Source organism: Mycobacterium sp. (assembly GCF_965229105.1).
Classification (GTDB): domain Bacteria; phylum Actinomycetota; class Actinomycetes; order Mycobacteriales; family Mycobacteriaceae; genus Mycobacterium.
Genome location: NZ_OZ245858.1, coordinates 574,525 through 596,473, shown reverse-complemented (window position 1 = coordinate 596,473; position 21,949 = coordinate 574,525). Strand labels below are relative to the sequence as shown.

Genomic DNA, 21,949 nt, shown 5'->3' with positions numbered 1-21,949 from the left:
TGCTCGAATTTCCGGTGGCGCCAGCGCCACGGATGCACTGAGAAAGAGATAGACACATGGCCAAGTCCTCCTCCACGAAGAGGCGTCCGGCGCCCGAGAAGCCGATCAAGACACGCAAGTGCGTGTTCTGCTCGAAAAAGGGCAAGAACCAGAACATCGATTACAAAGACACCGGTCTGCTGCGCACATACATCAGCGAGCGCGGCAAGATTCGCGCCCGCCGCGTGACCGGCAACTGCGTGCAGCATCAGCGCGACATCGCGATCGCGGTCAAGAACGCCCGCGAGGTCGCACTGTTGCCCTTCGGGTCGGCGACCCGCTAGTCACCCGGTCCTCGATCAACAAACTTAGAAAGATCTACCGATGAAACTCATTCTGACCGCCGACGTGGAGCACTTGGGTGCACCCGGCGAGACCGTAGAAGTCAAGGACGGTTACGGACGTAACTACCTGCTGCCGCGCGGATTGGCCATCGTGGCCAGCCGTGGCGCGCAGCGCCAGGCCGACGAGATCGCCCGTGCGCGGGAACTCAAGACGGTGCAAGGTGTTGAGCACGCACAGGAGCTCAAGACCGCCATCGACGGTCTGGGACCGGTCGAACTGACCGTCCGGACCGCAGGCGACAGCGGCAAGCTGTTCGGCTCGGTCACCGCAGGCGATATCGTCGCCGCCATCAAGAAGGCCGGCGGACCGAATCTCGACAAGCGCACCGTGCACCTGCCCAAAGCGCATATCAAAGCGGTCGGCTCGCACTCCGTCGAGGTGAATTTGCACCCCGGTGTCGATGCCACCGTCTCGCTGAATGTAGTCGCCGAGAAATAAACCCTCGCGTCAATTACCCCGGTGGAAGCCTTTTCAGGCAGCCACCGGGGTTTTGCCGTATTTGCTGGCGAACTGCACCGACCGTTGACATCCCAGCGAACCTAACTTGCCGTTAACCTGTCGCATAACCGCGCGCAATACAACACGCCCGAGGTGGCAACCCGGCTCGACACGCCGACGACTTTCCCATCCACAGACCCATTTGGGGTCTACGGTGCGTTTATCTGCGTAGATGCCACAAAATCGGTTAGTTGTCCACAGGTTCTCCCCACCCCCTCAACATGGCTGAACGGACCTATGCACACGCCATCCACAACGCTATGCACAAGGACCGGTTGCGCCGCCGCCAGCAACGTCTACCGTCATGCGGGCGCCTTGCGGCGCGGGGTCGGGCCGGGGGGACTTACGGGTCTTTTTGTCGGTGGCTTGCCGTAGAAGTCGAAGCACGAACGTCGAATATACGTTCGACGGAGTGAGGGGAGTGCTGGCGCTGTATGGCCGTTGTGGACGATCTTGGGCAGCACGGTACGAATACGCCGCCGCCCAGCGAGGATTTCGGACGCCAGCCCCCGCAGGACATGGCCGCAGAGCAGTCCGTGCTCGGCGGCATGCTGCTGAGCAAGGACGCCATCGCCGACGTCCTTGAGCGGCTGCGCCCCGGCGATTTCTACCGCCCCGCCCATCAGAACGTCTACGACGCGATCCTGGACCTCTACGGCCGCGGTGAGCCCGCGGACGCGGTCACTGTGGCCGCCGAACTCGACCGGCGCGGTCTGCTCCGCCGGGTGGGCGGAGCGCCTTATCTGCACACCCTGATCTCCACGGTGCCCACCGCGGCCAACGCCGGGTACTACGCGGGCATCGTCGCCGAGAAGTCGCTGCTGCGGCGGCTGGTCGAGGCCGGAACCCGGGTCGTGCAGTACGGCTATGCCGGCGCCGAGGGTGCCGATGTCGCCGAGGTCGTCGATCGCGCGCAGGCCGAGATGTACGACGTCGTCGAGCGCCGCACGTCCGAGGACTTCGTCATCCTCGAGCAGCTGCTGCAGCCCACCATGGACGAGATCGACGCCATCGCCTCCAACGGCGGAGTGGCCAGCGGCGTGCCGACCGGCTTCACCGAACTCGACGACCTCACCAACGGTCTGCACCCCGGTCAGATGATCGTGGTGGCGGCTAGGCCTGGTATGGGCAAAAGCACGCTGGGTTTGGATTTTTTGCGGTCGTGCTCCATCAAGAACCGCATGCCCAGCATCGTGTTCTCGTTGGAAATGAGCAAGTCCGAGATCGTCATGCGACTGTTGTCGGCCGAAGCGAAGATCAAGCTCGCTGATATGCGGTCGGGCCGGATGAGTGACGACGACTGGACGCGGTTGGCACGCCGGATGAGTGAGATCAGCGAGGCGCCGCTGTTCATCGACGATTCGCCGAACCTCACGATGATGGAGATCCGCGCGAAAGCCCGTCGGCTGCACCAGAAGGTGGGGTTGCGGCTCATCGTGCTCGACTACCTGCAGCTGATGACCTCCGGTAAGAAGGTCGAGTCCCGTCAGCAGGAAGTCTCCGAGTTCTCAAGGCAGATCAAGCTTTTGGCCAAGGAGCTGGAGGTTCCGGTGGTCGCGATGAGCCAGCTGAACCGCGGTCCTGAGCAACGTACAGATAAGAAGCCAATGCTCTCTGACCTGCGCGAATCGGGATCGATTGAGCAAGATGCGGATATGGTTGTGCTCTTGCATCGGCCGGATGCGTTCGACCGGGACGACCCGCGCGGTGGTGAGGCCGATCTCATTGTCGCCAAACACCGTGCTGGACCTACGAAGACGATCACGGTGGCGCACCAGCTGCACCTGTCGAAGTTCGTCGATATGGCGCACTAGGCGGTCGCCGCCGTCGCTGCCATGCAATCGGACCGCGGAGGTTTCGGTGTTCTGACGGCTGGCGCGCGGATCCTATGCGCGGACAACGGAGCTGAGGTATCGATAGGTGAGTTGATGCGTACCGGTGAGCGTCCCATGGTGTGGTCACTCGACGAACGTGGGCGAATGCTGGCGCGGCGGGTAACAGACGTAATAGCAGCGGGTCAACACGAGGTCTTTACGGTCCGATTCTCGTCGGGACGGACGATGGAAGCCACGGGTAGCGCGGACCTTTTGGCGCTCAATGGCTGGATGCCGTTGAGCACCTTGAAGATCGACGATCGTCTTGCGGTGCCGCGTCGTATACCCGAACCTATACAACGGCAGTCGCTGGCTGGCGACGAGATCGTGCTACTTGCGCACATGATCGGTGACGGTTCATGCGTCAGGAATCAACCGATTCGCTATGCAAGTATCGATGAAATGAATCTCGGCGCAGTAGCTAACGCCGCCAAGCACTTTGGCGTCACAGCGAAGCGGGACGACTATACCGAGGCGCGGGTTACGACGCTGCGGCTACCGGCTCCGTATCACCTGACCCACGGAAAACGGAACCCGATCGCAGCCTGGCTCGATGGTATGGGCCTTTTCGGAAAGCGCAGTTACGAGAAGTTCGTACCAACAGCCATTTTCGCTGTACCCAACCATCAAGTGGCACTATTCCTGCGACATTTATGGGCCACTGACGGCTGCATCAAGTGGGACGCCAAAGGAAGCCAAGGTCGGATCTACTACGCATCGACCAGTCGGCGCCTTGCCGATGACGTCGCTCAATTGCTGCTTCGGCTGGGCATCTTGTCGCGGTTGTACCGGGTTGAACAGGGTGCCTACCGCGACATCTTTCATCTCTACATATCTGGCGCCATCAACCAGTCCAGATTCCTACGAGACGTCGATGTGCACGGCGAGAAGTTCTTCGCAGCAAGGGAAGTCCTCACGAACCTGACTGGCGTCCAAAGCAACGACAATGTCGACACCGTCCCGCGGGAAGTATGGAATCAGGTAAGGCAGGGTCTGACAGACAAACAGATGAGCCACCGTGCGTTCGCCCAAGCGATGAATACGAAGTTCTGCGGCTCCACGATGTGGAAGCACTCGCCCAGTCGAGGGCGGCTCCACCGGGCGGCGGCAGTCCTCGAGGACCAAGTGCTGCACGACTTGACCACAAACGACGTCTTCTGGGACAAGATTGTCGAGATCACCAGCGTCGGGGCTTGTGACACCTACGCGGTCATGGTTCCTAGAGCTAATAATATTGTGGCGCAGGGTATTTCAGTCGGCACCGTCGTGGGCGAAGGCGATGCAAGTGCGCGCGCCGCTTAGTGGTCGCAGCTTAAAGACGATCATCGTGAAACATCAGCTGCACATTAGTGCTCATAGCGCCGTGCGGCGTCGTCGACGTTTCGCGTATTGCCACCGGTTCCGACATGTCCGGATCACCCCGAGCGGCGGTTAGAGGGTGATGACGATCTTCTTGGCGGAGACGCCCTTCTTTTGGGCATCAAGGCCGGCTTGGAGGTGCTCGAGGCCCGTGCCGATGATGAGGGGTTCGGGGGCGGTGCGGTAGCGGCCGTCGGCGAGGGCCTGGGGCAGGAAGTCTTCGTAGACCAGGTTGCTGACTTCGTCATCCTTGAGGGAGCAGCCCCAGATCATTCTGCTGCGGATGCCTCTGACCCGGGACGTGATCTGCGTGCACACTGTGGAGGCCACCAGCCGCAGCATGAGTCGGGGGAGCTGCAGGCTGATGCCGCGACCCGGGGTCACGCTGGCGAACGAGACCGGCGGGCTGGCGATGGAGACAAATTTGGTGCCGACGCAGCCGTGGAGGACGTCGGCACAGACGCCAGCTGAGTCGGTCGTGACAGCGAGGGCTCCGGCGATCGTCTTGTCGCGCATGGCCGCGATGATGTCGGCGACGACAGTGGGGCTGTTGTAGTCGAAGACCTGACTGGCTCCCAACGCTGATACGTAGTCGAAGTTGCGGGGCGATGCAGTGGTGATGACGTCATAGCCGGCCGCGACGGCGAGCTGGATGGCGTTGCTGCCGACACTGGTGGAGCCTCCCCACACCAGCAGAGTCTTGCCAGTGGATATCGCAGTCGCAGAGGGGTATTCGAGCGCCAACTGGCCCTTTTGAAAGAGTCCGCACGCCGCGGTGGACAGGGCCAGCGGCAGCACCGTGGCGTTCTCGTAAGCCAGGCTGGCCGGGATAGGTGCTGCCATGTGGTCGAGGACGACCGTGTATTGCTGGAAGGCGCCCTCAGCGGCGCTGTTGCGTGTCTTTTCCGTGCCCACAGCGTGCGCGAGGACACGGTCGCCTACCGAGAACCGCGTGACCCCGGGTCCGACCTCGACGACCTCGCCCGCGAGATCGGAGCCGAGGATGAAGGGGTAGGTCATCGAGCGGGCGAAGAGGCTGCCGACGGCCTGCAGGATCCAGTCGTAGGGGTTGATCGCCACGGCGTGGTTGCGCACGACAATCTGGTGCTCGCCGGGGTGCGAGTAGGGCGCGGGCTGGATGTCGAGGGCAGCGCCCTGTGACCCGATCCAGGCGGCGGTGTTGGTGGACATCTGAACTCGTCCGTTCGTGGCGGAGCGCATGCCCCGGTCGGTGTTCGTGGATGTGGCGCTGTTGTTGGGCGGCGTGGGGACGCTGAGACTGTGCGCCTCGAATGCGCCTTCATTGGTTTTCATCACGTCACTCCTGTGCTTGTCCCGCCGCGCCAGTGATGGCATTACGTGTCATCACAGTAAGTCATGACACTCCGTGTCGTCAATGATGACACCGAATGTCATCGGACAGTTACGATGGCCGGCATGAGTCGATGGCCGTCCGACGGTAAAAGCAGGTTGGAGCGCGCTGCCCTCGATCTGTTCGTCGAGCAGGGTTTCGCCGAGACGACCGTTCCCCAGATCACCGCGCGCGCCGGATTGACCACGCGCACGTTCTTCCGGCATTTCGCTGACAAGCGTGAGGTCCTCTTCGCCTACCAAGCCGAACTGCCAACAGTGGTCGCTCAGGTCTTGGCCGACACCCCAGTGACCCAGAGCCCTCTCGAGGTGATTACCCACGGACTCCAGACCGTCGCCACCGAACTCGAAAATCAGCGCGAATATCTACTTACTCGACGCGCCATCATCGAGACTGACGACGGCCTCCGCGAGCGCGAACTACGCAAACAGTCCGTCCTAGCCGACGCCATCAGGCGGGGACTTCTCCAACGTGGCGTCGACGAGCTCACCGCAACGCTGACCGCTCACATCGCAGTGAGCGTCTTCGGCGTGGCCATCACCCGCTGGCTCGATGACGACAAGCAACGATCTCTGCCGCACGTTGTCCACGAAATATTCACCGCCCTAACAGAGTTGACGGCAAACCCCACCACCACAGCCACCGAACCGTCATCGCCGATCATCGCTGATGGTCGGCGGCGGCGAATCACCTCCGGATGAAGCAGCAGTTGCGTCGGGTCACCAGACGGGGCGTGTAATCGTCACCGTCATGTGTCGGGTTGCGGACGGTCGTGGTCCTGCTCAGGGGTGGCCGTCCATCCGCGGAACGTGTCGATTAAGCGTCCTCGGAAGCTCTCGTCGAGTTGATCGGACGGAACCCGCCCCAGGGAGCTGATCGTCGACTGGAACTGTTCGATGTAGTTGACGCAGCCATCACATTCCAGCAGGTGTGCGTCGAACTTGGCTCTGACGTCAGGATCGAGCACACCGTCGAGGTAGTCGGTCACTAATTCGACGAGTTGTACGCAGATGATGTCGTCGGCGTTCATTCGGTCGTCCCGAGGTAGGTTTCCAGCTCCTGGCGAACTACGGCTCTGCCGCGATGCAGTAACACCCGTTGGTTGGCCGCACTGATGTCCAACATTTGGCATACCTCCTCGGAACTGAAACCCTGTACGTCGCGCAAAGTGACGACCTCACGCTGGCGCGGCGGCAACCGGCGGAGTCCCGCAGTGGCGACTCGTGTGAATTCACCGCTGAGCAGCGACCCCTCGGGAGTGTCCGGGAACGGGGCGGGTGGCTCCTTCCAGTGACCGGGGAAGGGATCGCCCGCGTCGCGGAACCGGTCCGGATCAACGGTGCCGCCGGTCATGACGCGTACGGCGGTGTCGGTGTGGCGGCGTTCAGCCAGGCCGTGCTTCTTGGCGACGTTGATCAGGATGGTGAAGATCCACGTCCGCAGCGATGCTCGTCCCTCGAACCGGTCGATGCCCTTGAAAACCGCGATCCACGTCTCCTGCACGACGTCTTCGGCCAGTTCGTGGCTGGACACGTATCCGCGCGCTACCCGAAGCATCGAGGACCCGTAGAGGTCGAGGAGCCTGCCGAAGGCCTCCGGATCGCCGTTGCGCAGTTGGTCGGCCAGCAGTGCTGTGTCCACCGCTTCCTGCATGTCGGCATCTCCTCCTCGGTGGTACGCGAATGGCCGCTGCCCGCCGCCGCGCCCTTAGCGCTGAAGTTGCCAGTGAACAGCACAGTAGTTGGCCCATCACGGGGACCGATGCCTGATGGTGATGAACGATGGCGAGCCTTGCTGATGGGATTGATAAAGGTGAGTGTCGGGTTGGGCGGCATCCGTTACACACGGGCAAGGCGCACCTGCCTCATCGGTCCAAAGGTCGACCGGTCGATGCCTTCGTGTAACGCCACGCACCAAAGGCAGCACTCATGTTCCGGAAACGATTCACCCATCGATAAAAGGAACACCAATGTCATTGGAAAATGCCACATCTCGCTTATACGGCTCACCCATCGCCTCTCGGGCGACCTCGGTGGGGGATTTCGCGGTGCGCTACGCACTCGTGTTCGTCATCGCGTGGATCGGCGCACTGAAGTTCACCGCTTATGAGGCCAATGCCATCCAGCCACTGGTGGCGAGCAGCCCCCTGATGAGTTGGGTGTACGACGTGTTCTCGGTGACCACCTTCTCGGCCGTGCTGGGTGTCATCGAGCTGGCGACTGCCGCGCTGATCGCCGTCAAGCCTTGGGCGCCTGCAGCATCCATCGTCGGCAGTGTGATGGCAATCGGACTGTTCGTCGCGACGCTCAGCTTCATGCTCACCACCCCCGGTGTGATGGCGCCCGAGGCCGGCGGGTTCCCGGTGTTGTCTCTCGTGGGCTCGTTCTTGGTGAAGGACGTCGTCCTGTTCGCAGTGGCGTTCTGGACGCTGGGTGACGCCGTGCGGACACTGCGCTCTGAACCGCTGAGCCGATGAGGGCGCGTTCAACCAGATTCCGCGGCAGCAGCGGAGAGTTGGCCGGCAAGCTGGAGATGCCGATCGGCGTTCCAAAGGCCTGGGCACTGTTCGCGCACTGCTTCACCTGCGGCAAGGACAATGTTGCAGCAGGCCGGATTTCGCGCGCGTTGGCGAGTCAGGGATTCGCGGTACTGCGGTTCGACTTCACCGGCTTGGGGGAGTCCAAGGGTGACTTCGCCGCGACCGGCTTCAGCTCGAACGTCGAGGACTTGGTCTGCGCCGCAGACTATCTCCGCGACGAGTTCAGTGCCCCGACGGTGCTGATCGGGCATTCGCTGGGCGGTGCGGCCGTCCTGGCGGCCGCTGCGCACATCCCCGAGGTCGGCGCGGTCGCGACCATCGGTGCGCCTGCTGACCCGGCCCACGTCACCGGACTGCTGGGCGACGCGCTACCCGTCGTCGAAGCCAGCGAAGCCACGGTGTCCATCGGCGGTCGACCGTTTCGGGTCCGTCGTCAATTCCTCGACGACGTCGCGATGCAACCGCAGCGTGAGCGCATCGCCACCGTCGACGCCGCGCTGCTCGTCATGCATTCCCCGATCGACCAGGTGGTGTCGGTGGACAACGCGCGGATCATCTTCGACACCGCGCGGCATCCTAAGTCCTTCGTCGCTCTCGACGGCGCCGACCACCTGCTCAGCGATCGGGTCGATGCCGAGTACGCGGCAAACGTCCTGGCCGCTTGGTCGAGCAAGTACGTGCCGAACCCCATGACGACCGCCGAACTGAACACCGACGATCCGGCCGAGGGTGCCGTGCGGGTCGCCGAGAGCGGGCCCGGCCGACTCACCCAGCAAATCAGTGCGCGCCGGCATCGACTGACCGCGGACGAACCCCACCCCGTCGGAGACGACGCAGGCCCGACACCGTACGACTTTCTCCTGGCCGCGCTCGGCGCCTGCACCTCGATGACGGTGCGAATGTACTCCGATCGCAAGCAGTGGCCGCTCGAACACATCGTCGTCGAATCGCGACACTCCCGCATCCACGCCAAGGATTGCGCCGAATGCGAGACCGCCACCGCGATGGTCGACCGGATCGACCGCAACATCACCCTCGTCGGCCCGCTCGACGCCGACCAACGCGCCAAACTGCTGGACATCGCCGACCGGTGCCCGGTGCATCGCACCCTTCGTTCCGAAGTGTCCATCCACACCACTGAAGCACCAACCGACCAAGACAAAGGCTGACATGAAACAAGATTCGGAATTCGACGTAGTTGTCATCGGCGGCGGCCCGGGTGGCGCCTCAGCGGCGGAGTACCTCATCGCCGAAGGGTTGGAAGTGGCCCTCGTAGAGGAACGCCTCGTCGGCGGTGAATGCCACTACTGGGCGTGCAATCCGACCAAGACGCTATTGCGCCCGATCGAGGTGCTGGCTCTGGCGAAGGCCGTTCCCGGCGTCAGAGAAGCGGTGGGGTCGGGCCAGCTCGACGTCGCCGCCGTCTTCGCCAAACGCGACGCCATCGTCGACCACCTCAACGACGACGGCGCCACCGCCGAGATGCAGCAGAGTGGCCTGACGGTGATCCACGCCCACGGCCGACTCGCCGGCCCCCGCGAGGTCACCGTCACCCACCCCGACGGCCGCGAGGAGACCGTCCGCGCGCGGCAGGCAGTCGTGCTCGCCACCGGTACCCGCCCGACCATCCCCGACGTACCCGGGCTGGCCGAGGCGCGCCCCTGGACCAACCGCGACCTCGCGACCATGACGCGCGTGCCACCACGAACCTTGATCATCGGCGGCGGTGTCGTCGGTGTCGAGTTCGCCACCATCCTGGCCGGCCTGGGTTCCAAGGTCACACTGCTCGCCCGCGGCGACACCCTGCTGCGTAATTCCGAGACCGTCGCCAGCGACATGGTGACGGAGTCGTTGCGGCGCAAGGGAGTAGACCTTCGCTTCCACGCCCACCCATCCGTCGTGACCCGACCCGGCGCGGGCGGAACCGTCAGCGTCACCGTCGGCGACGAGAACATCGAGGTCGACGAAATCGTCGTAGCCGCGGGAAGGACAGTCAACACCGATTCCCTCGGCCTGGACACCGTCGGGCTGCGGGCCGGAGAGTTCGTCGACGTCGATGACCATTTGCAGGCGCGCGGAGTGGACGGCACCTGGCTGTACGCGATGGGCGATACCACCGGGCGCGCGCTCTTGTCGCACCTGTCGCAATATCACGCAGTCGTGGTCGCCGACATCATTGCCGCCCGCGCACGAGGCCGCCAGCTCGACGCTGACGAACTCGTCGCCCGCGACCCGCACAACCTTCCACAGGTCATCTACACCGACCCCCAAGTCGTCGAAGTGGGCCGAACCGAAATCCAGGCCCGCGCTGACGGATTCGCGGTCACGACGACCACCGCGCGATACCCGGAAGCCGTACCCGACCTCGCCATCTTCCGCGACGGCTTCGACGCCTGGGCAAAACTGGTCATCGACGCCGATACGGACACCCTGCTTGGCGCAACCTTCGTCGGACCCGAGTTCGCTGAACTCGCCCAAGCGGCCACACTCGCGGTCGTCGCCAAGGTGCCGATCGAGACACTCCGCCACGTCGTGGCGCCCCACCCCTCGATCAACCAGATATGGAACCCCCTCCTTGCTCGAAAAAGGGAACCGTCAGCTGGTTTGACGAGCGGCCGTTGAGAGGGAGAGCCGTTGACGTACGTTCAGTCGGGCGGCGTTGCCGACAGCATTCCAACCAGGGCACATTGGCCTCTCCATCAGAATCAGGGCGATTCACTCACTGCGTCAACAGCATGTGCGCGGGTCGCTTCAGGCACGCAAGAGGCGCACCCGAAGCCGGGTGCGCCTCTTGTGTTTAGGTGATCAGCGACCGCTGTGCTGAACGGTGTTGTCCACCTTCGGGACATTGACCTTGGGCGCGATCTGATCGAGCCAAGAATGGTGATCGATTCCGGCCGGAATGATCAGCGAAGACTCCGGCGCTGCAGCGGGCACGTCGGTGATGGCGGCAGAGGCGGGGGCGGCCAGGCCCAAGATAGCGGCGACGAATCCACCGGAGATCATGGTGGCAAAGCCCAGATTCTTCATTGCGTGTCTCCTTTTTCCCTGTGGGGGGATTTCTGCGTTCCGGCTTTGTGGTGGTCCTGAAGGCCGGTATGAAGTCGTCAACCAGCTTTTCAGGGGCTTAATTCCGGTGGCAGTAAATGATCGGAGAGTGGCAGACCACTAGCCGCCAGGCATCATTCGCAGATCGGGCGGGCGTTCAAATATTCCGTAGTTAGCAAAGCTTATTGCTAACCGTGGCTGAGAACTCCGGTGCCGAAGGCTGCATAGGTACCGAACCATCAACAGGGTCAACCACGTCACCGGTTGATGTGCCACACAACCAAGTTCAGCCACAATGCGAAGGTGGTCCAGGCCAGGTAGGGCACCAGCAGCCAGCCCGCCAAGGTACGACGGCGAAAGAACAACACGACGGTGGTGACCAGAATCGCCCAAAGAATCGCGATGTCGACGAACGCGACGCCGCGCCAGCCGAGTCCGAAGAACGGTGTCCAGATCGCGTTCAGGGCCAGTTGTGCGGCGTATGCGCTGAGCGCGACGCGGGTATCGGCGATCGGTCCGCTGCGCCACACCAACCACGCCGCCACTGCCATCAGTATGTAGAGAGTGGTCCAAACCGGGCCGAACAGCCACGACGGTGGCGCCCACGACGGTTGTCGCAGCTGTCCGTATTGCTGGGCGCTGCTGGCGGCAAGCCCGCCCACCGCGGCAGTGACGGCGACGGCGAGCAGTGAGAAGCCCAGCACTACAACACTTTTGGATCCTCGATGTTCAACGGTGTCTACCATCCGGGTCTCCTCATCGGGGGCGTAGGCCCACCCATTCCCAATCACCGTAGCGGCCACGCCATCGACATCATGATCGGCTCCGATACGACGCCGCGTCGATGGTGATGGTGAACGGGCCCTATTGTTTGTCGAGAATGTTACCGACTCCAGGCGGATGCTCGACAGAGTGCCGCATGGTGCCGACCAATTGGCGCTGAAACATCAACACCGCCTCGGGTCGGCACGAATCTCGTTGCCGCGCATCGGCATGCCGTCGATCACGGCGTATATCCGCTGAAGGTCCGGGACCTCGGTGACACGCAGTTTCTCGCCGCTGTCTTTGCCGGTCAACACCACCGCGAATGCGTTCGCGTCAACAGTGAACTGTGCCCTCAGCACCTGTCCGAGCACCATGTCGCGGGTGGCGAAGTCACAGCGCGTGGCCTCGATCCGGCTCAACGTGTCGGCGAGCCGTGGGTCGCTTTGCGCGGGCGCGAACACCAGCAGCGGACGACGTTCCCAGCGATACTCGTCGAGTTCAGCAGCCATGGCGGTAGTTGATCCCAGGGCGCTGCTCATCAGCAGAACAGTGAGGACAACGGTCCATCAGAAGATAGTGCGCGTCACGACCATGGTGCTTCTCAACAGTAGCGACCGACGGCCGGTTGGTGCGTCGACGTCTCTCCCGGAGTAGCCGACTCAGCACCAATTGACAACGGGCGTTGCCAGATAGTCGCGCCCCGCGATAACGTCGCCTCATGACGGTGACGGGTGAACGTCCGGAGATGCTCCTGGATGATGTCGACTTCAATCGACGTGACCATCCCGACCGGCCGTTGCGTCCTATACCGCCCGGTCGTGACCACTTCGCCGACCAGTGGCGTTTCATGCGGGAGTTCATCTTCGGTGAGTGGATCGACGTCGATAGAGAGCTCCAACCCAGCGACCTCACGCGCCTGCGAGACGACTATTTCTGGCAGCGCGACGAACTCATGACCGGCGTGGTCCAGGCGTTCGAGCGCCTCGGCTATGAGCAGGGCCGGGCGCTCTTCGAGCAGGCGCTGACCCGGGGCATCGACACGCTCGGGGACCCGCCGCAGGAACTCGTCGATCTCTTCGACCACCTCGATCAGCTGCCCGCCCAGTTCGATCTTGTCGCCGCTGAACGGGGCCGGATGCTGGCGATGTCGAGCACGTGGGCCGCCACAACGATCATCCGCGGGTGGGCGTTCTACGAGACCGCGATGACGGGCGATATATCCGCAGCCACCGGAGCCACGGGGCGATTCGCCGACGACGGTCCGCGCCGGTTCATCGAGACTGCTCGGGTTTTCGCTGAATTCACGCTGCCCGACATTTTCGATCGGCAATCGGACGCGTTCCAGGACGTCGTGCGGGTGCGATTGATGCACGCTCTGGCGAGTAAAGGCTTACGCCAGAAGTGGGGCGACGACGTCTACCTCAAGTTCGGTGAACCCATTCCCGTGACATCGTTGCTGGGGTTCGGCAGTGGCATGTTGCTCGGGCGCCTCGTCGACCATGCCTTCGGCCGCAAGCTCACCACGCAACAGCTCGAGGATCTCACCGAGTATTCGTCGTTCTCGGGGCGGCTGTGGGGAGCTCCTGCAGCGCTCCATTCGGCCAACGGCCTTGAGCTGATCAAATCGCTGAATTACGTTCTCGCCCGGGGCGGTAACCCATCACCGTGGCGGGCCCAACTCGTCGATGCCATCGCCGGTCCTGTGCACCTGACCACCCTGACGGACGCGCTTCCAAGCTTGGTCAAGAAGGTGGTGGCGAGGTACGTCAACCAGATCACGGCCAGCGTCGCCCTGGCACCCGCAGGAGTCGTGTTCGGGTACCAGCAGATCGAGGCGATGGTGGCGGGCACGCTCTTTGAGCCGTTGGGCTACAACTTCGAACGCCGCGTGCGCATCTTCACCAACCTCACCAAGCTCAACGTCGGCATCGCCATGGTGGGCGACCGGCTGCCGCTTTCCAACCCCATCCGTGAGAGCAGGAAGAAGAGCGGCGCGGCCGTGCGCGAGCGGATTGCCATGTTGAACAAGATCGCCCGCGGCAAGCACATCCCGCTGACCTTCAGCCATCACGACCGCTCGACAGCGGGGGAGGGTTTCACCGGCTAGTCCGCCGGATCTGTACTTGTCCCCAAAACCGACGCGGGCAGTCCCGTACTACCACCGAGTTTCATGACGGACGGAGCACCTCAACCGGCTGCATCTCGACAGCAGCTCTCTGCTGCCGCCGGCGCTGCGGCGTTGTAGCCGAAAGACGTTCACTGCAGTGGCTCGGGCGTGAAGGTGACGTCGACACCGCCCACGGTCATCGTCACTTGACCTTCCATCACCATCACCTGCGCCGAGACCCGTCGATCGACAGTCTGGGCCAGTTGCTGCACCGGTGCGTGTGGTATCTGCACCACCGACAGGTTCGGCAGCCCCGCCACTTTGGGCCCTACGGTGCGCCACCAGGTGGCCACGCCGGCGGCGAACGGGAACAGCAGCACCTGATCGGCCTGGCTGGCTGCCTTGCCCAAGGCGCGTTCATCGGGCTGGCCGACGTTGATCCACTCCAGGATCCGGGCCGTGTAGTCGGTGAGCCGTAAGTCCGGTACGCCAGGGGTGGACAGGCCCGCCCCGAACGCCAACTCGCCGTCGACGTCGCTGAGCCGGTGTGCGCGCAGCCCAAACGCCAACAACCGCACCACCATCCGCTCATCGGTCTCACTGGGATGACGGGCCACGGTCAGCGTGTGATCGGCGTAGTAACCGTGATCAACATCGGAGACGCCAAGTTCGACTTTGAACACTGTTGCAGAAAGGGCCACGTCAAGAGTGTCCACCCCGGTGGTGTTCCCCGAACAGTCAGGCCGCTTCGAGTGATCACCGACGCGAGCTGGCGATCGAGGTCACCAAACCGCATGCCGCCGATCGTCCTGTGGGACGACGGACTGCTAATAGGCCTGGGCGATCACCCGCAGCCGGCAGGCTTGGACTCCACGATGGCCACGCTGGGACCGCCGGGGTAGCGATTGTCGGCAACAACCGCTGCCGGGACAGCAGTCGGTGAGCATCACGGTTGCGGCTGAGAGCCCTCGACTTCGTTACGGCCGAGGGTCTCGACGAACCGAGGCCCGACCTTCTGCAGCTCATCGCGGTAGCCATCGGCCCACTCGCCGAACGGCTGATGGGCCAGATACTCGTTGCGGAACCGGTCGTCCTCGGAGACCTCGGTGGCACAGAAGTCGGGGATCCTGAGATCGACCACCGGGGCATTGCGCTCGACCTCGGCCAGCAACAGGGGCGCGTTGCGGCCCATGAACCGATCGACGATCCAGCCGTCCTCACCCAGCCATGCCGAGTAGCGAACCTTGATGACGACATGCTCGGCGCGAGAGACGATCTGACCGGCGACCGTCGGGTCGAGTTCGCGTTCGGCTTCGTAGCGGGTGCCGCCGGTGGCCGGCCCCTTGGCGGTCATGGTTCCGATCGCGTCGGCGTCCACGCGCCCCAGTGCCGCAATGAGATCGGGGAGCGAAGCGTTCAGTTCGGTGGGAGCGGGACCCTGCAATCGGACGCGAACCGCGTAGCCGTCTGCGGCGAACAGGTAGGCCTGCAAGATCAGCTCGGGCCGCGGATCGAGCGCGGTGACGGCAGGCATTTCGCGGACGTAGAACTTCCGCTCGAACTCGAAATCACCGGAGTTGGACTCAGACACAACCCGACGTTAGCCCCCGGATGCATCAATGCATCGCAGGTGGCGCAGTGTCCGCCCGTGATCCCGCAGGCCGCGGCGCACTCCGCACACATCGGTCACCAGCCAGTTGACGAGTCGCATGGCGGCATAGCCGCCATCATGCGTGACGTGTTGTGCAGTGAAGTCGCGCTCAGCGGCCGACAGCTCGAAGTGCGGCGATGTAGCCAGCCCGAAGTCGCTGAGATAGATCCGCTCCATGTCGGTGCGGATGTTGCCGAAGTGCCCGTCCATGTGCAACAACTCCCGGTCCCGCAGAAACGTCACAATCTCGAAAAGCTGCCGCTCGACTTCGACGGCCTTACCGGCCGGGTTGTCTCGCAACCAGTCCGTTATCGGGTGTGGGATGTACTCGCAGAACAGCACCAGGCTGCACGTTGCGTCGGCCAGCGCTTCGAGACGGGTCCGGACGGCCGGGGAACCGCCTTGGGCGGTGACGACGGTGCCGATGTCGGCGTGTTCGGCGGCGACCGGCGACCGGCCAGGTAGTACCCGCCAGTGGTAGAGAATCGGGAACGATTGCGTCTCGCCGACCAGCACGGCCTCGGTGACGATGATGTTCGCGGCCAGCTCTCGCCAGGCGTTGAAGCTTGGGCCGCCGATACCGTACTGGCAGAACATTGGCAGGTCGAACTGATTGGCCGTGGAACCTGAGTTGGCGACCTCCCGATCGGTCAGCGGGATCCGCTTGGTGAACACCGGCACGCTGTCGATGTCGATAACCTCGGCGCCACCGCCCACACCCACGCTGATGACTCGACCGGTGCCGACCAGCGCAGCGAGCTCACCATCGCTGCAGGACGCCAGGAATGTCGAGAGTCCTTGGTGGCGCGCAGCTCTGGCGGCTGTCATCGCACGATTGTTCACCGACCCGGAGGGGCAGCGCCACCACAGATCACTTTGGTCGACACCAGACCTCGTCCAGCTACCTGGCTCGAAGCATCAATGGATACGAAAAGCTGTTACCAGAGGCCCTTTTCGAGGCCCCCTACGAACACGTGGCATATTCCTCCGATACCACTCCTGAGCGGCTCCTCGATCCTGGAGCCTGGTGCATAGGCGATGATGGCGACCATGGGTCACCTCGAGGTCGCACATGTCGACTACTACCTACCGGATGGACGGCTGCTACTGGCCGACGCCAGCTTCCGGGTCGAGCAAGGCTCTGCTGTGGCCCTGGTCGGGCCCAACGGCGCCGGGAAATCCACGCTGGTGCGTCTGATCGCCGGGGACCTGCAGCCCGACGAGGGCACGATCACCACCAGCGGCGGCCTCGGTGTCATGCCGCAGTTCATCGGGTCGGTCCGCGACGACCGGACGGTCCGCGACCTACTCGTAGCGGTCGCCCGGCCGGCCGTCACCGCGGCGGCGAAGGCGGTAGACGCGGCCGAGCTGGCGATGATGGAACGCGACGACGAGGCCGTGCAGATGACCTATGCGCAGGCGCTGAGCGACTGGGGCGACGCGGGCGGATACGAGGCGGAGACCCTCTGGGACAAGTGCACGATGGCCGCCCTTGGCGTGCCCTACGACAAGTGCCAGTGGCGGGATGCGCGCACCCTGTCCGGCGGCGAGCAGAAGCGCGTGATTCTCGAGGCGTTGCTGCGCGGCCCCGACGAGGTGTTGCTGCTCGACGAGCCGGACAACTACCTGGACGTGCCGGGTAAGCGCTGGCTGGAGGAACAGCTGAAGATCACCACCAAGACCGTGCTGTTCGTCTCGCACGACCGCGAGCTGCTGTCGGTGGCGGCCCAGATGATCGCCAGTGTCGAGCCCACGCCCAGCGGCTCGGACGTGTGGATGCACGGCGGCGGGTTCGCGTCCTTCCACGAGGCGCGCGAGCGGCGGTTCGAGCGATTCGACGAGCTACGCCGCCGCTGGGACGAGAAGCACGCCCAGCTCAAGAAGCTCGTCCTGGACATGCGCGGGTACGCGGGGCGCAGCGATGCGATGGCGTCCCGCTATGCGGCGGCCCAGACCCGGCTGCGGATGTTCGAGGAGGCCGGGCCGCCGCCGGAGCCGCCACGCAAGCAGGACATCAAAATGCGGTTGCGCGGCGGCCGTACCGGGCTGCGGGCCATCACCTGCCAGGACCTGGAGCTGACCGGGCTGATGCACCCGTTCAGCCTGGAGGTCTTCTACGGCGAGCGGGTCGCGGTGCTCGGCTCCAACGGCTCAGGAAAATCGCACTTCCTGCGGCTTCTAGCGGGCCACGACGTCCCCCACTCCGGCACCTGGAAGCTCGGCGCGCGGGTTGTCCCCGGGTTCTTCGCCCAAACGCACGCCCACCCCGAGCTGGAGGGGCGGACCTTGGTCGACATCCTGTGGGCGGCACACGCCAGGGACCGCGGTGCGGCGATGAGCGCGCTGCGCCGATACGAGCTGGAACGCCAAGGCGACCAGCCGTTCGGCAAGCTCTCAGGCGGCCAGCAGGCCCGCTTCCAGATCCTGCTACTGGAGCAGGAAGGCTCGACCGCGTTGCTGCTCGACGAGCCCACCGACAACCTCGACTTGGAGTCCGCCGAGGCCCTGCAAGAAGGTCTGGAGTCCTACGAGGGCACCGTGCTGGCGGTGACCCACGACCGCTGGTTCGCTCGCACCTTCGATCGCTTCCTCGTCTTCGGCGCCGACGGCACCGTCCGCGAGACCACCGAACCCGTCTGGGACGAGGCCCGCGTCAAGCGCGTCCGCTAGATCATCCTCACGGATGCAGATTCCACTGGCCGCAATCCTCGGCCAGGACGTCGTTGACGTCGACTTCGAAGCCCCCAACCAACGGGCCCGGATTCGACTTGGTGGCCACGATGCGCTGATAGAGAACAGCATTGGGGTGGACCCGCGTGCCCGACCAGGCCCGGGTCTGCCACGCCCACACGCGACCGGGCGTGCGGGAGTTCCCTATCACGCCATCGACCGCAGCCCAATGGCACACATCGATGCCGCCGTAAACGCCGGTGCGTCGCATGCCGAGCACGGAATTGATTCCGTAAAACCATTGCAGCGCAACGCTGTTCCACGTGTTGCGGTCGATGTCCTCATCGATGGAGAAGAAGATCGGTGCGTTGCGGGCGCCACCGGCCGCGGTGTGCAGCTGCCAGGCGGCCCTGGCGTCGGCGACACCGCCGGCGTACCCGCGGGTGAAGTCCGACGGTGCGCCGCCGCCCGGCTTTCCGTACTGGTAGTTGCTGATGATCACCAGCCCTGCTTTGGCCAACGTCTCGGCGTAGGGTCGAGTGATCGGCTTGGCGCCGAAGTTCGTGCCGGGACGTGACAGCGAAACGTAGTTCACCACTCCCGCGTAGCCCGCAGCCTTGATGTGTTCGGCAGGAATTTGATGCGCGGCGTAGTCAATCAATAGGGGAGTGGCGGCCGCCGCCGTGGGACTGCCGGCAGTTGCAGACCCGATACTCAGCGCTGCCGCCGCCGATGCAGCGGCGGCGTAACGCAGCGCGTCGCGCCGGGATACCGGGCGCAACGGCCTAAGGCCGAGATTCTCCGGCGAGTCCTGCACGGCCCCGATGTTAACGATGAGCCGGGAGTTAACGGTGAAGCCTCGCCGGGGAGTTCGCCGCTACGGATGGCACTCGCCCGCCTACCTCACTACGCGGTCTCCCGCCCGGAGGTGGAAACCCGCACCACGGCACCGCGCTTCCGACGCTGATGTATCTCGCGGATAAGCTCAATGTCGACGACGTGGTCAACCGGCAGCACCGATTGGGCCAGATCACGGCGTCTCCGCGAAATGCGAAGTCGGGCAATCTCATCCGAGATAGCATCCGCCACGCCGAGGAAGATTGGACGCTGTGATGGGGGATCGTCGATGACGACCGAGCAGCACGTGACGTATTGCCGGATCTGCGAGGCCCTATGCGGTGTCGTCGCCACCGTGGAGGACGGCCGGCTGGTGAAGTTGCGACCCGACGACGACAATCCGTTGTCTCGGGGCCGCGTCTGTCCCAAGGGCATCGCGATGATCGACGTGCAGAACGACCCCGATCGAGTCCTTACTCCGCTGCGCCGACGCCCGGACGGAGGATTCGACGAAGTCAGTTGGGACACCGCGCTCGCCGACATCTCTACGCGTCTACGTCGCATCGTCGACCAACACGGCGGCGGTGCAGTCGGCCATTATCTCGGCAATCCGGCGGCCTTCGGATATGCGACCAGTCTGTGGCACGGCCTGTTCATGAAGCGGCTGAACTCGCCGCACCAGTATTCGCCCGGCTCCCAAGACATCAACAGCCGGTTCGTCGCGAGCAGGCTGCTCTACGGCGCCATCAGTCAACTGCCCTTCCCCGACCTCCCCAGGACCGACTTCCTGCTGATGCTGGGGGCCAATCCACTGGTCTCGCACGCCAGTGCGTTGCGAAGTCCGCGCATCAAGGACGATCTCGCGGGCATCGTCGCGCGGGGCGGGCGAGTGGTGGTGATCGACCCGCGACGAACCGAGACCGCGCGTAGCTACGAACACGTCGCCGTGCGACCCGATGGCGATGCCTGGCTGCTGCTGTCGCTGCTGAACGTCGTCTTCGAGGAAGGTTTGACCGACGACGTCGCGATCGCACGGCAGACGACCGGGGCCGCCGAATTGCGTGCTGCGGCAGCCAAATTCCCGCCGGAGCGCACGGTGGAACGCACCGGTGTCGCGGCCAGTGTGGTCCGGGGTCTGGCACGGGACTTCGCCTCCGCGCCGTCGGCATCCGCCTACGGGCGCACCGGTGCGTGTCTGGGTCGGCACGCCACCCTGGTCTGTTTCCTGCTCGACGCATTGTCGGTGGTCACCGGCAATGTCGACCGCGCCGGTGGGACACTGTTCGCGCGAGGGGTGGTCCCGCTCGAGGAGTTCGGCGAACGGGCGGGAGCCCTGAGCTACGACCAGGCCCGCTCGCGCGTCGGTGGTCTTCCCGACGTGATGGGCACCTTCCCCGCGGCGGTCATGGCCGAGGAGATGACCACTGCGGGGCCGGGACAGCTCCGGGCACTGATCAGCACTGCGGGCAATCCTGTCCTGTCGGTTCCCAACGGCAAGGCCTTGGCGGCCGCGCTGCCGACGTTGGACCTGTTCGTCGCCATGGACCTCTACGTCAACGAGACGAATCGGTACGCGGATTATGTCTTACCGGCCACGACGTTCCTCGAAAGACACGATCTTCAGTGGGGTTTCGCTGCGGCGTCGCCGACGGTCTACATGCAGGCCACCGAAGCGGTCGTCGCACCCTACGGTCAGGCGCGCGAGGAATGGCGGGTCTACGACGACATCACCCGGCTGATGGGGATGTCGCTGCTGGCTCAGGGCCCCCTGGCCCGCTTCAACTCGGTCTTCGTGTTTCTCGAACGCATGGGGCCGGCGCGCCTGACGCCCCGCCGCATCTTCGAGATGCTGGTGCGCCTCGGACCGTACGGTGACCGTTTCGGGTTGCGGCGCGGCGGGCTCAACGCACGGCGGTTGCGTGCACGTCCGCATGGTGTCGTGCTGGCGGAACACGCACCGACCGGGCTCCTGCATCAGATAGTCCAGCACCGAGACAAGCGAGTTCATCTGGCGCCCAATGAGATTCTCGGCGAAATCGGTCACCTCGGCGATCGGCATCCCGACGACGCGGCGTTCCCTCTGTTGATGATCGGCCTGCGTGAACTCCGGTCGCACAACTCGTGGATGCACAACAGCGAGACCCTGATGAGGGGTGCGACGCCGCGGCGCCACCGTGCCCGGATCAACCCCACGGATGCGGCCGACGCCGGACTCGTTCATGGAGGCCAGGTCCGCATCGTGTCGCCGTCGGGGACCATCGACACCGAGGTCCTCGTCACCGACGAGGTGGGTCCGGGCACCATCGCCGTTCCGCACGGTTGGGGTCACGACGGGGGATGGCTGCGCGCCAACGCAGCCGGTGGTGCGAACGTCAACGACCTCACGTCGAGCCGTAGCGAGGATCTCGAACGTTTGGCGGGAATGTCGGTGCTGAACGGCGTTGCGGTACGGCTGGAGAAGATCGGCGTGGAGGAGACGGACGCGTCGTCACGCATGGCGCCCACCTAGAGGAGCGGTGTCCCGAGAAGCGCGGATCGTTTTCGACGAATCAGCTTTTGCGCCAGCGCTTCACGTCAGCTGTGTCCCGCCGTGGGCTTCGCCGCGAATGATGCCCCGGGGCTGGCTTCCTCGAAGGGTTCCGGAAGATATCCGGCGGCCGCTCATGATGGGCGGGATATCAAGTGGCAGAACACTTCCCGGTTAGCTGGCCTGGTGTCAGCTTGTGAGCGAGATTGTTCACGAGGGGAGACGTTGCGTGGGAATCAGTACACCGGAGCCGAGCCTCTCGACGCCTAAGTCGAATATCCAACATGTATTGGCAACGGCGCTTGGCAAGGTCGCCGG

The 21,949-nt window shown here is 64.1% G+C and carries 21 protein-coding genes; 11 read left to right on the top strand and 10 right to left on the bottom strand.

From position 1 onward, the window contains the following. Positions 1–56: 56 nt before the first annotated feature. The 4 genes from rpsR (at position 57) to ADBZ9O_RS02770 (ending at position 4,058) form a co-directional block, all read left to right on the top strand. Positions 57–323: a 30S ribosomal protein S18 gene (rpsR, locus tag ADBZ9O_RS02785; RefSeq protein WP_264065493.1), complete on the top strand. Its 267-nt coding sequence runs from the start codon at positions 57–59 to the stop codon at positions 321–323. Positions 324–363: 40 nt separating this feature from the next. Continuing rightward, complete coding sequence (gene rplI, locus ADBZ9O_RS02780; protein WP_526528193.1) at positions 364–822, top strand: 50S ribosomal protein L9; 459 nt, start codon at positions 364–366, stop codon at positions 820–822. 494 nt (positions 823–1,316) lie between these two features. Further along, complete coding sequence (gene dnaB / locus ADBZ9O_RS02775; RefSeq protein WP_526528191.1) at positions 1,317–2,696, top strand: replicative DNA helicase; 1,380 nt, start codon at positions 1,317–1,319, stop codon at positions 2,694–2,696. Positions 2,697–2,810: 114 nt separating this feature from the next. After that, positions 2,811–4,058, top strand: a complete 1,248-nt coding sequence (locus tag ADBZ9O_RS02770; RefSeq protein ID WP_526528189.1) for an LAGLIDADG family homing endonuclease — start codon at positions 2,811–2,813, stop codon at positions 4,056–4,058. A gap of 129 nt (positions 4,059–4,187) precedes the next feature. On the opposite strand, the gene ADBZ9O_RS02765 is transcribed toward ADBZ9O_RS02770, so the two are convergent. Beyond that, the gene (locus tag ADBZ9O_RS02765) at positions 4,188–5,429 is read right to left on the bottom strand and encodes a zinc-binding alcohol dehydrogenase family protein (protein ID WP_526528187.1); all 1,242 of its coding nucleotides are present in this window, start codon (positions 5,427–5,429) and stop codon (positions 4,188–4,190) included. Between the two features lie 123 nt (positions 5,430–5,552). On the opposite strand from ADBZ9O_RS02765, the gene ADBZ9O_RS02760 reads away from it, so the two are divergent. Continuing rightward, positions 5,553–6,188, top strand: a complete 636-nt coding sequence (locus tag ADBZ9O_RS02760) for a TetR/AcrR family transcriptional regulator (protein WP_526528185.1) — start codon at positions 5,553–5,555, stop codon at positions 6,186–6,188. 47 nt (positions 6,189–6,235) lie between these two features. On the opposite strand, the gene ADBZ9O_RS02755 is transcribed toward ADBZ9O_RS02760, so the two are convergent. Both ADBZ9O_RS02755 and ADBZ9O_RS02750 read right to left on the bottom strand, forming a co-directional pair. Then, positions 6,236–6,517, bottom strand: a complete 282-nt coding sequence (locus ADBZ9O_RS02755; protein WP_526528183.1) for an anti-sigma factor family protein — start codon at positions 6,515–6,517, stop codon at positions 6,236–6,238. Continuing rightward, positions 6,514–7,140, bottom strand: a complete 627-nt coding sequence (locus tag ADBZ9O_RS02750) for an RNA polymerase sigma factor (protein WP_526528181.1) — start codon at positions 7,138–7,140, stop codon at positions 6,514–6,516. The genes ADBZ9O_RS02755 and ADBZ9O_RS02750 overlap by 4 nt, the downstream gene beginning before the upstream one ends. A 316-nt stretch (positions 7,141–7,456) precedes the next feature. Between ADBZ9O_RS02750 and ADBZ9O_RS02745 the strand changes: the two genes are divergently transcribed. The 3 genes from ADBZ9O_RS02745 to ADBZ9O_RS02735 are packed head-to-tail and all read left to right on the top strand — an operon-like array spanning position 7,457 to position 10,648. Further along, complete coding sequence (locus tag ADBZ9O_RS02745; protein ID WP_526528179.1) at positions 7,457–7,963, top strand: YkgB family protein; 507 nt, start codon at positions 7,457–7,459, stop codon at positions 7,961–7,963. Beyond that, entirely contained in the window at positions 7,960–9,195 is a 1,236-nt protein-coding gene (locus tag ADBZ9O_RS02740; protein ID WP_526528177.1) for a bifunctional alpha/beta hydrolase/OsmC family protein, read from the top strand. The genes ADBZ9O_RS02745 and ADBZ9O_RS02740 overlap by 4 nt, the downstream gene beginning before the upstream one ends. Position 9,196: 1 nt before the next feature. Beyond that, the gene (locus ADBZ9O_RS02735; RefSeq protein WP_526528175.1) at positions 9,197–10,648 is read left to right on the top strand and encodes a dihydrolipoyl dehydrogenase family protein; all 1,452 of its coding nucleotides are present in this window, start codon (positions 9,197–9,199) and stop codon (positions 10,646–10,648) included. A 183-nt stretch (positions 10,649–10,831) separates the two neighbouring features. On the opposite strand, the gene ADBZ9O_RS02730 is transcribed toward ADBZ9O_RS02735, so the two are convergent. The 3 genes from ADBZ9O_RS02730 to ADBZ9O_RS02720 form a co-directional block, all read right to left on the bottom strand. Then, positions 10,832–11,056, bottom strand: a complete 225-nt coding sequence (locus ADBZ9O_RS02730) for a hypothetical protein (protein WP_526528173.1) — start codon at positions 11,054–11,056, stop codon at positions 10,832–10,834. A 275-nt stretch (positions 11,057–11,331) separates the two neighbouring features. After that, positions 11,332–11,820 (bottom strand): TspO/MBR family protein, encoded by a 489-nt coding sequence (locus ADBZ9O_RS02725; RefSeq protein ID WP_526528171.1) that lies wholly within the window; start codon positions 11,818–11,820, stop codon positions 11,332–11,334. 201 nt (positions 11,821–12,021) lie between these two features. After that, the gene (locus ADBZ9O_RS02720; protein ID WP_526528169.1) at positions 12,022–12,378 is read right to left on the bottom strand and encodes a DUF4174 domain-containing protein; all 357 of its coding nucleotides are present in this window, start codon (positions 12,376–12,378) and stop codon (positions 12,022–12,024) included. A 179-nt stretch (positions 12,379–12,557) separates the two neighbouring features. On the opposite strand from ADBZ9O_RS02720, the gene ADBZ9O_RS02715 reads away from it, so the two are divergent. After that, a complete protein-coding gene (locus tag ADBZ9O_RS02715) occupies positions 12,558–13,946 on the top strand; it encodes an oxygenase MpaB family protein (RefSeq protein WP_526528167.1) in 1,389 nt (462 codons plus the stop codon). Positions 13,947–14,095: 149 nt separating this feature from the next. Here the strand turns inward: ADBZ9O_RS02715 and ADBZ9O_RS02710 are convergent, their stop codons facing one another. From ADBZ9O_RS02710 to ADBZ9O_RS02700, 3 genes are all read right to left on the bottom strand, one after another. Then, a complete protein-coding gene (locus tag ADBZ9O_RS02710) occupies positions 14,096–14,647 on the bottom strand; it encodes a YaeQ family protein (RefSeq protein WP_526528165.1) in 552 nt (183 codons plus the stop codon). 245 nt (positions 14,648–14,892) lie between these two features. Further along, positions 14,893–15,537 carry a CYTH domain-containing protein gene (locus tag ADBZ9O_RS02705; protein WP_526528163.1) on the bottom strand — a complete coding sequence of 215 codons (645 nt, stop codon included), beginning with the start codon at positions 15,535–15,537 and terminating at the stop codon, positions 14,893–14,895. A gap of 9 nt (positions 15,538–15,546) precedes the next feature. After that, entirely contained in the window at positions 15,547–16,425 is an 879-nt protein-coding gene (locus tag ADBZ9O_RS02700; protein WP_526528161.1) for a serine/threonine protein phosphatase, read from the bottom strand. 222 nt (positions 16,426–16,647) lie between these two features. Here ADBZ9O_RS02700 and ADBZ9O_RS02695 point away from each other — a divergent pair, with 222 nt between their 5' ends. Further along, positions 16,648–18,267 carry an ABC-F family ATP-binding cassette domain-containing protein gene (locus ADBZ9O_RS02695; RefSeq protein WP_526528159.1) on the top strand — a complete coding sequence of 540 codons (1,620 nt, stop codon included), beginning with the start codon at positions 16,648–16,650 and terminating at the stop codon, positions 18,265–18,267. 7 nt (positions 18,268–18,274) lie between these two features. On the opposite strand, the gene ADBZ9O_RS02690 is transcribed toward ADBZ9O_RS02695, so the two are convergent. Continuing rightward, positions 18,275–19,084, bottom strand: coding sequence for a glycoside hydrolase domain-containing protein (locus ADBZ9O_RS02690; RefSeq protein WP_526528157.1), 810 nt, complete (start codon positions 19,082–19,084; stop codon positions 18,275–18,277). 309 nt (positions 19,085–19,393) lie between these two features. On the opposite strand from ADBZ9O_RS02690, the gene ADBZ9O_RS02685 reads away from it, so the two are divergent. Further along, a complete protein-coding gene (locus tag ADBZ9O_RS02685) occupies positions 19,394–21,613 on the top strand; it encodes a molybdopterin-dependent oxidoreductase (protein ID WP_526528155.1) in 2,220 nt (739 codons plus the stop codon). The last annotated feature ends 336 nt before the right edge of the window (positions 21,614–21,949 follow it).

Bases quoted from the DNA above. Each gene is read 5' to 3' on its own strand.
- ADBZ9O_RS02760 (WP_526528185.1), top strand. From the start codon at position 5,553: ATGAGTCGATGGCCGTCCGACGGTAAAAGCAGGTTGGAGCGCGCTGCC.
- ADBZ9O_RS02745 (WP_526528179.1), top strand. From the start codon at position 7,457: ATGTCATTGGAAAATGCCACATCTCGCTTATACGGCTCACCCATCGCC.
- ADBZ9O_RS02720 (WP_526528169.1), bottom strand. From the start codon at position 12,378: ATGAGCAGCGCCCTGGGATCAACTACCGCCATGGCTGCTGAACTCGAC.
- rpsR (WP_264065493.1), top strand. From the start codon at position 57: ATGGCCAAGTCCTCCTCCACGAAGAGGCGTCCGGCGCCCGAGAAGCCG.
- ADBZ9O_RS02740 (WP_526528177.1), top strand. From the start codon at position 7,960: ATGAGGGCGCGTTCAACCAGATTCCGCGGCAGCAGCGGAGAGTTGGCC.
- ADBZ9O_RS02730 (WP_526528173.1), bottom strand. From the start codon at position 11,056: ATGAAGAATCTGGGCTTTGCCACCATGATCTCCGGTGGATTCGTCGCC.
- ADBZ9O_RS02715 (WP_526528167.1), top strand. From the start codon at position 12,558: ATGACGGTGACGGGTGAACGTCCGGAGATGCTCCTGGATGATGTCGAC.
- dnaB (WP_526528191.1), top strand. From the start codon at position 1,317: ATGGCCGTTGTGGACGATCTTGGGCAGCACGGTACGAATACGCCGCCG.
- ADBZ9O_RS02735 (WP_526528175.1), top strand. From the start codon at position 9,197: ATGAAACAAGATTCGGAATTCGACGTAGTTGTCATCGGCGGCGGCCCG.
- ADBZ9O_RS02725 (WP_526528171.1), bottom strand. From the start codon at position 11,820: ATGGTAGACACCGTTGAACATCGAGGATCCAAAAGTGTTGTAGTGCTG.
- rplI (WP_526528193.1), top strand. From the start codon at position 364: ATGAAACTCATTCTGACCGCCGACGTGGAGCACTTGGGTGCACCCGGC.
- ADBZ9O_RS02770 (WP_526528189.1), top strand. From the start codon at position 2,811: ATGCGTACCGGTGAGCGTCCCATGGTGTGGTCACTCGACGAACGTGGG.
- ADBZ9O_RS02750 (WP_526528181.1), bottom strand. From the start codon at position 7,140: ATGCAGGAAGCGGTGGACACAGCACTGCTGGCCGACCAACTGCGCAAC.
- ADBZ9O_RS02765 (WP_526528187.1), bottom strand. From the start codon at position 5,429: ATGAAAACCAATGAAGGCGCATTCGAGGCGCACAGTCTCAGCGTCCCC.
- ADBZ9O_RS02700 (WP_526528161.1), bottom strand. From the start codon at position 16,425: ATGACAGCCGCCAGAGCTGCGCGCCACCAAGGACTCTCGACATTCCTG.
- ADBZ9O_RS02755 (WP_526528183.1), bottom strand. From the start codon at position 6,517: ATGAACGCCGACGACATCATCTGCGTACAACTCGTCGAATTAGTGACC.
- ADBZ9O_RS02685 (WP_526528155.1), top strand. From the start codon at position 19,394: ATGACGACCGAGCAGCACGTGACGTATTGCCGGATCTGCGAGGCCCTA.
- ADBZ9O_RS02695 (WP_526528159.1), top strand. From the start codon at position 16,648: ATGGGTCACCTCGAGGTCGCACATGTCGACTACTACCTACCGGATGGA.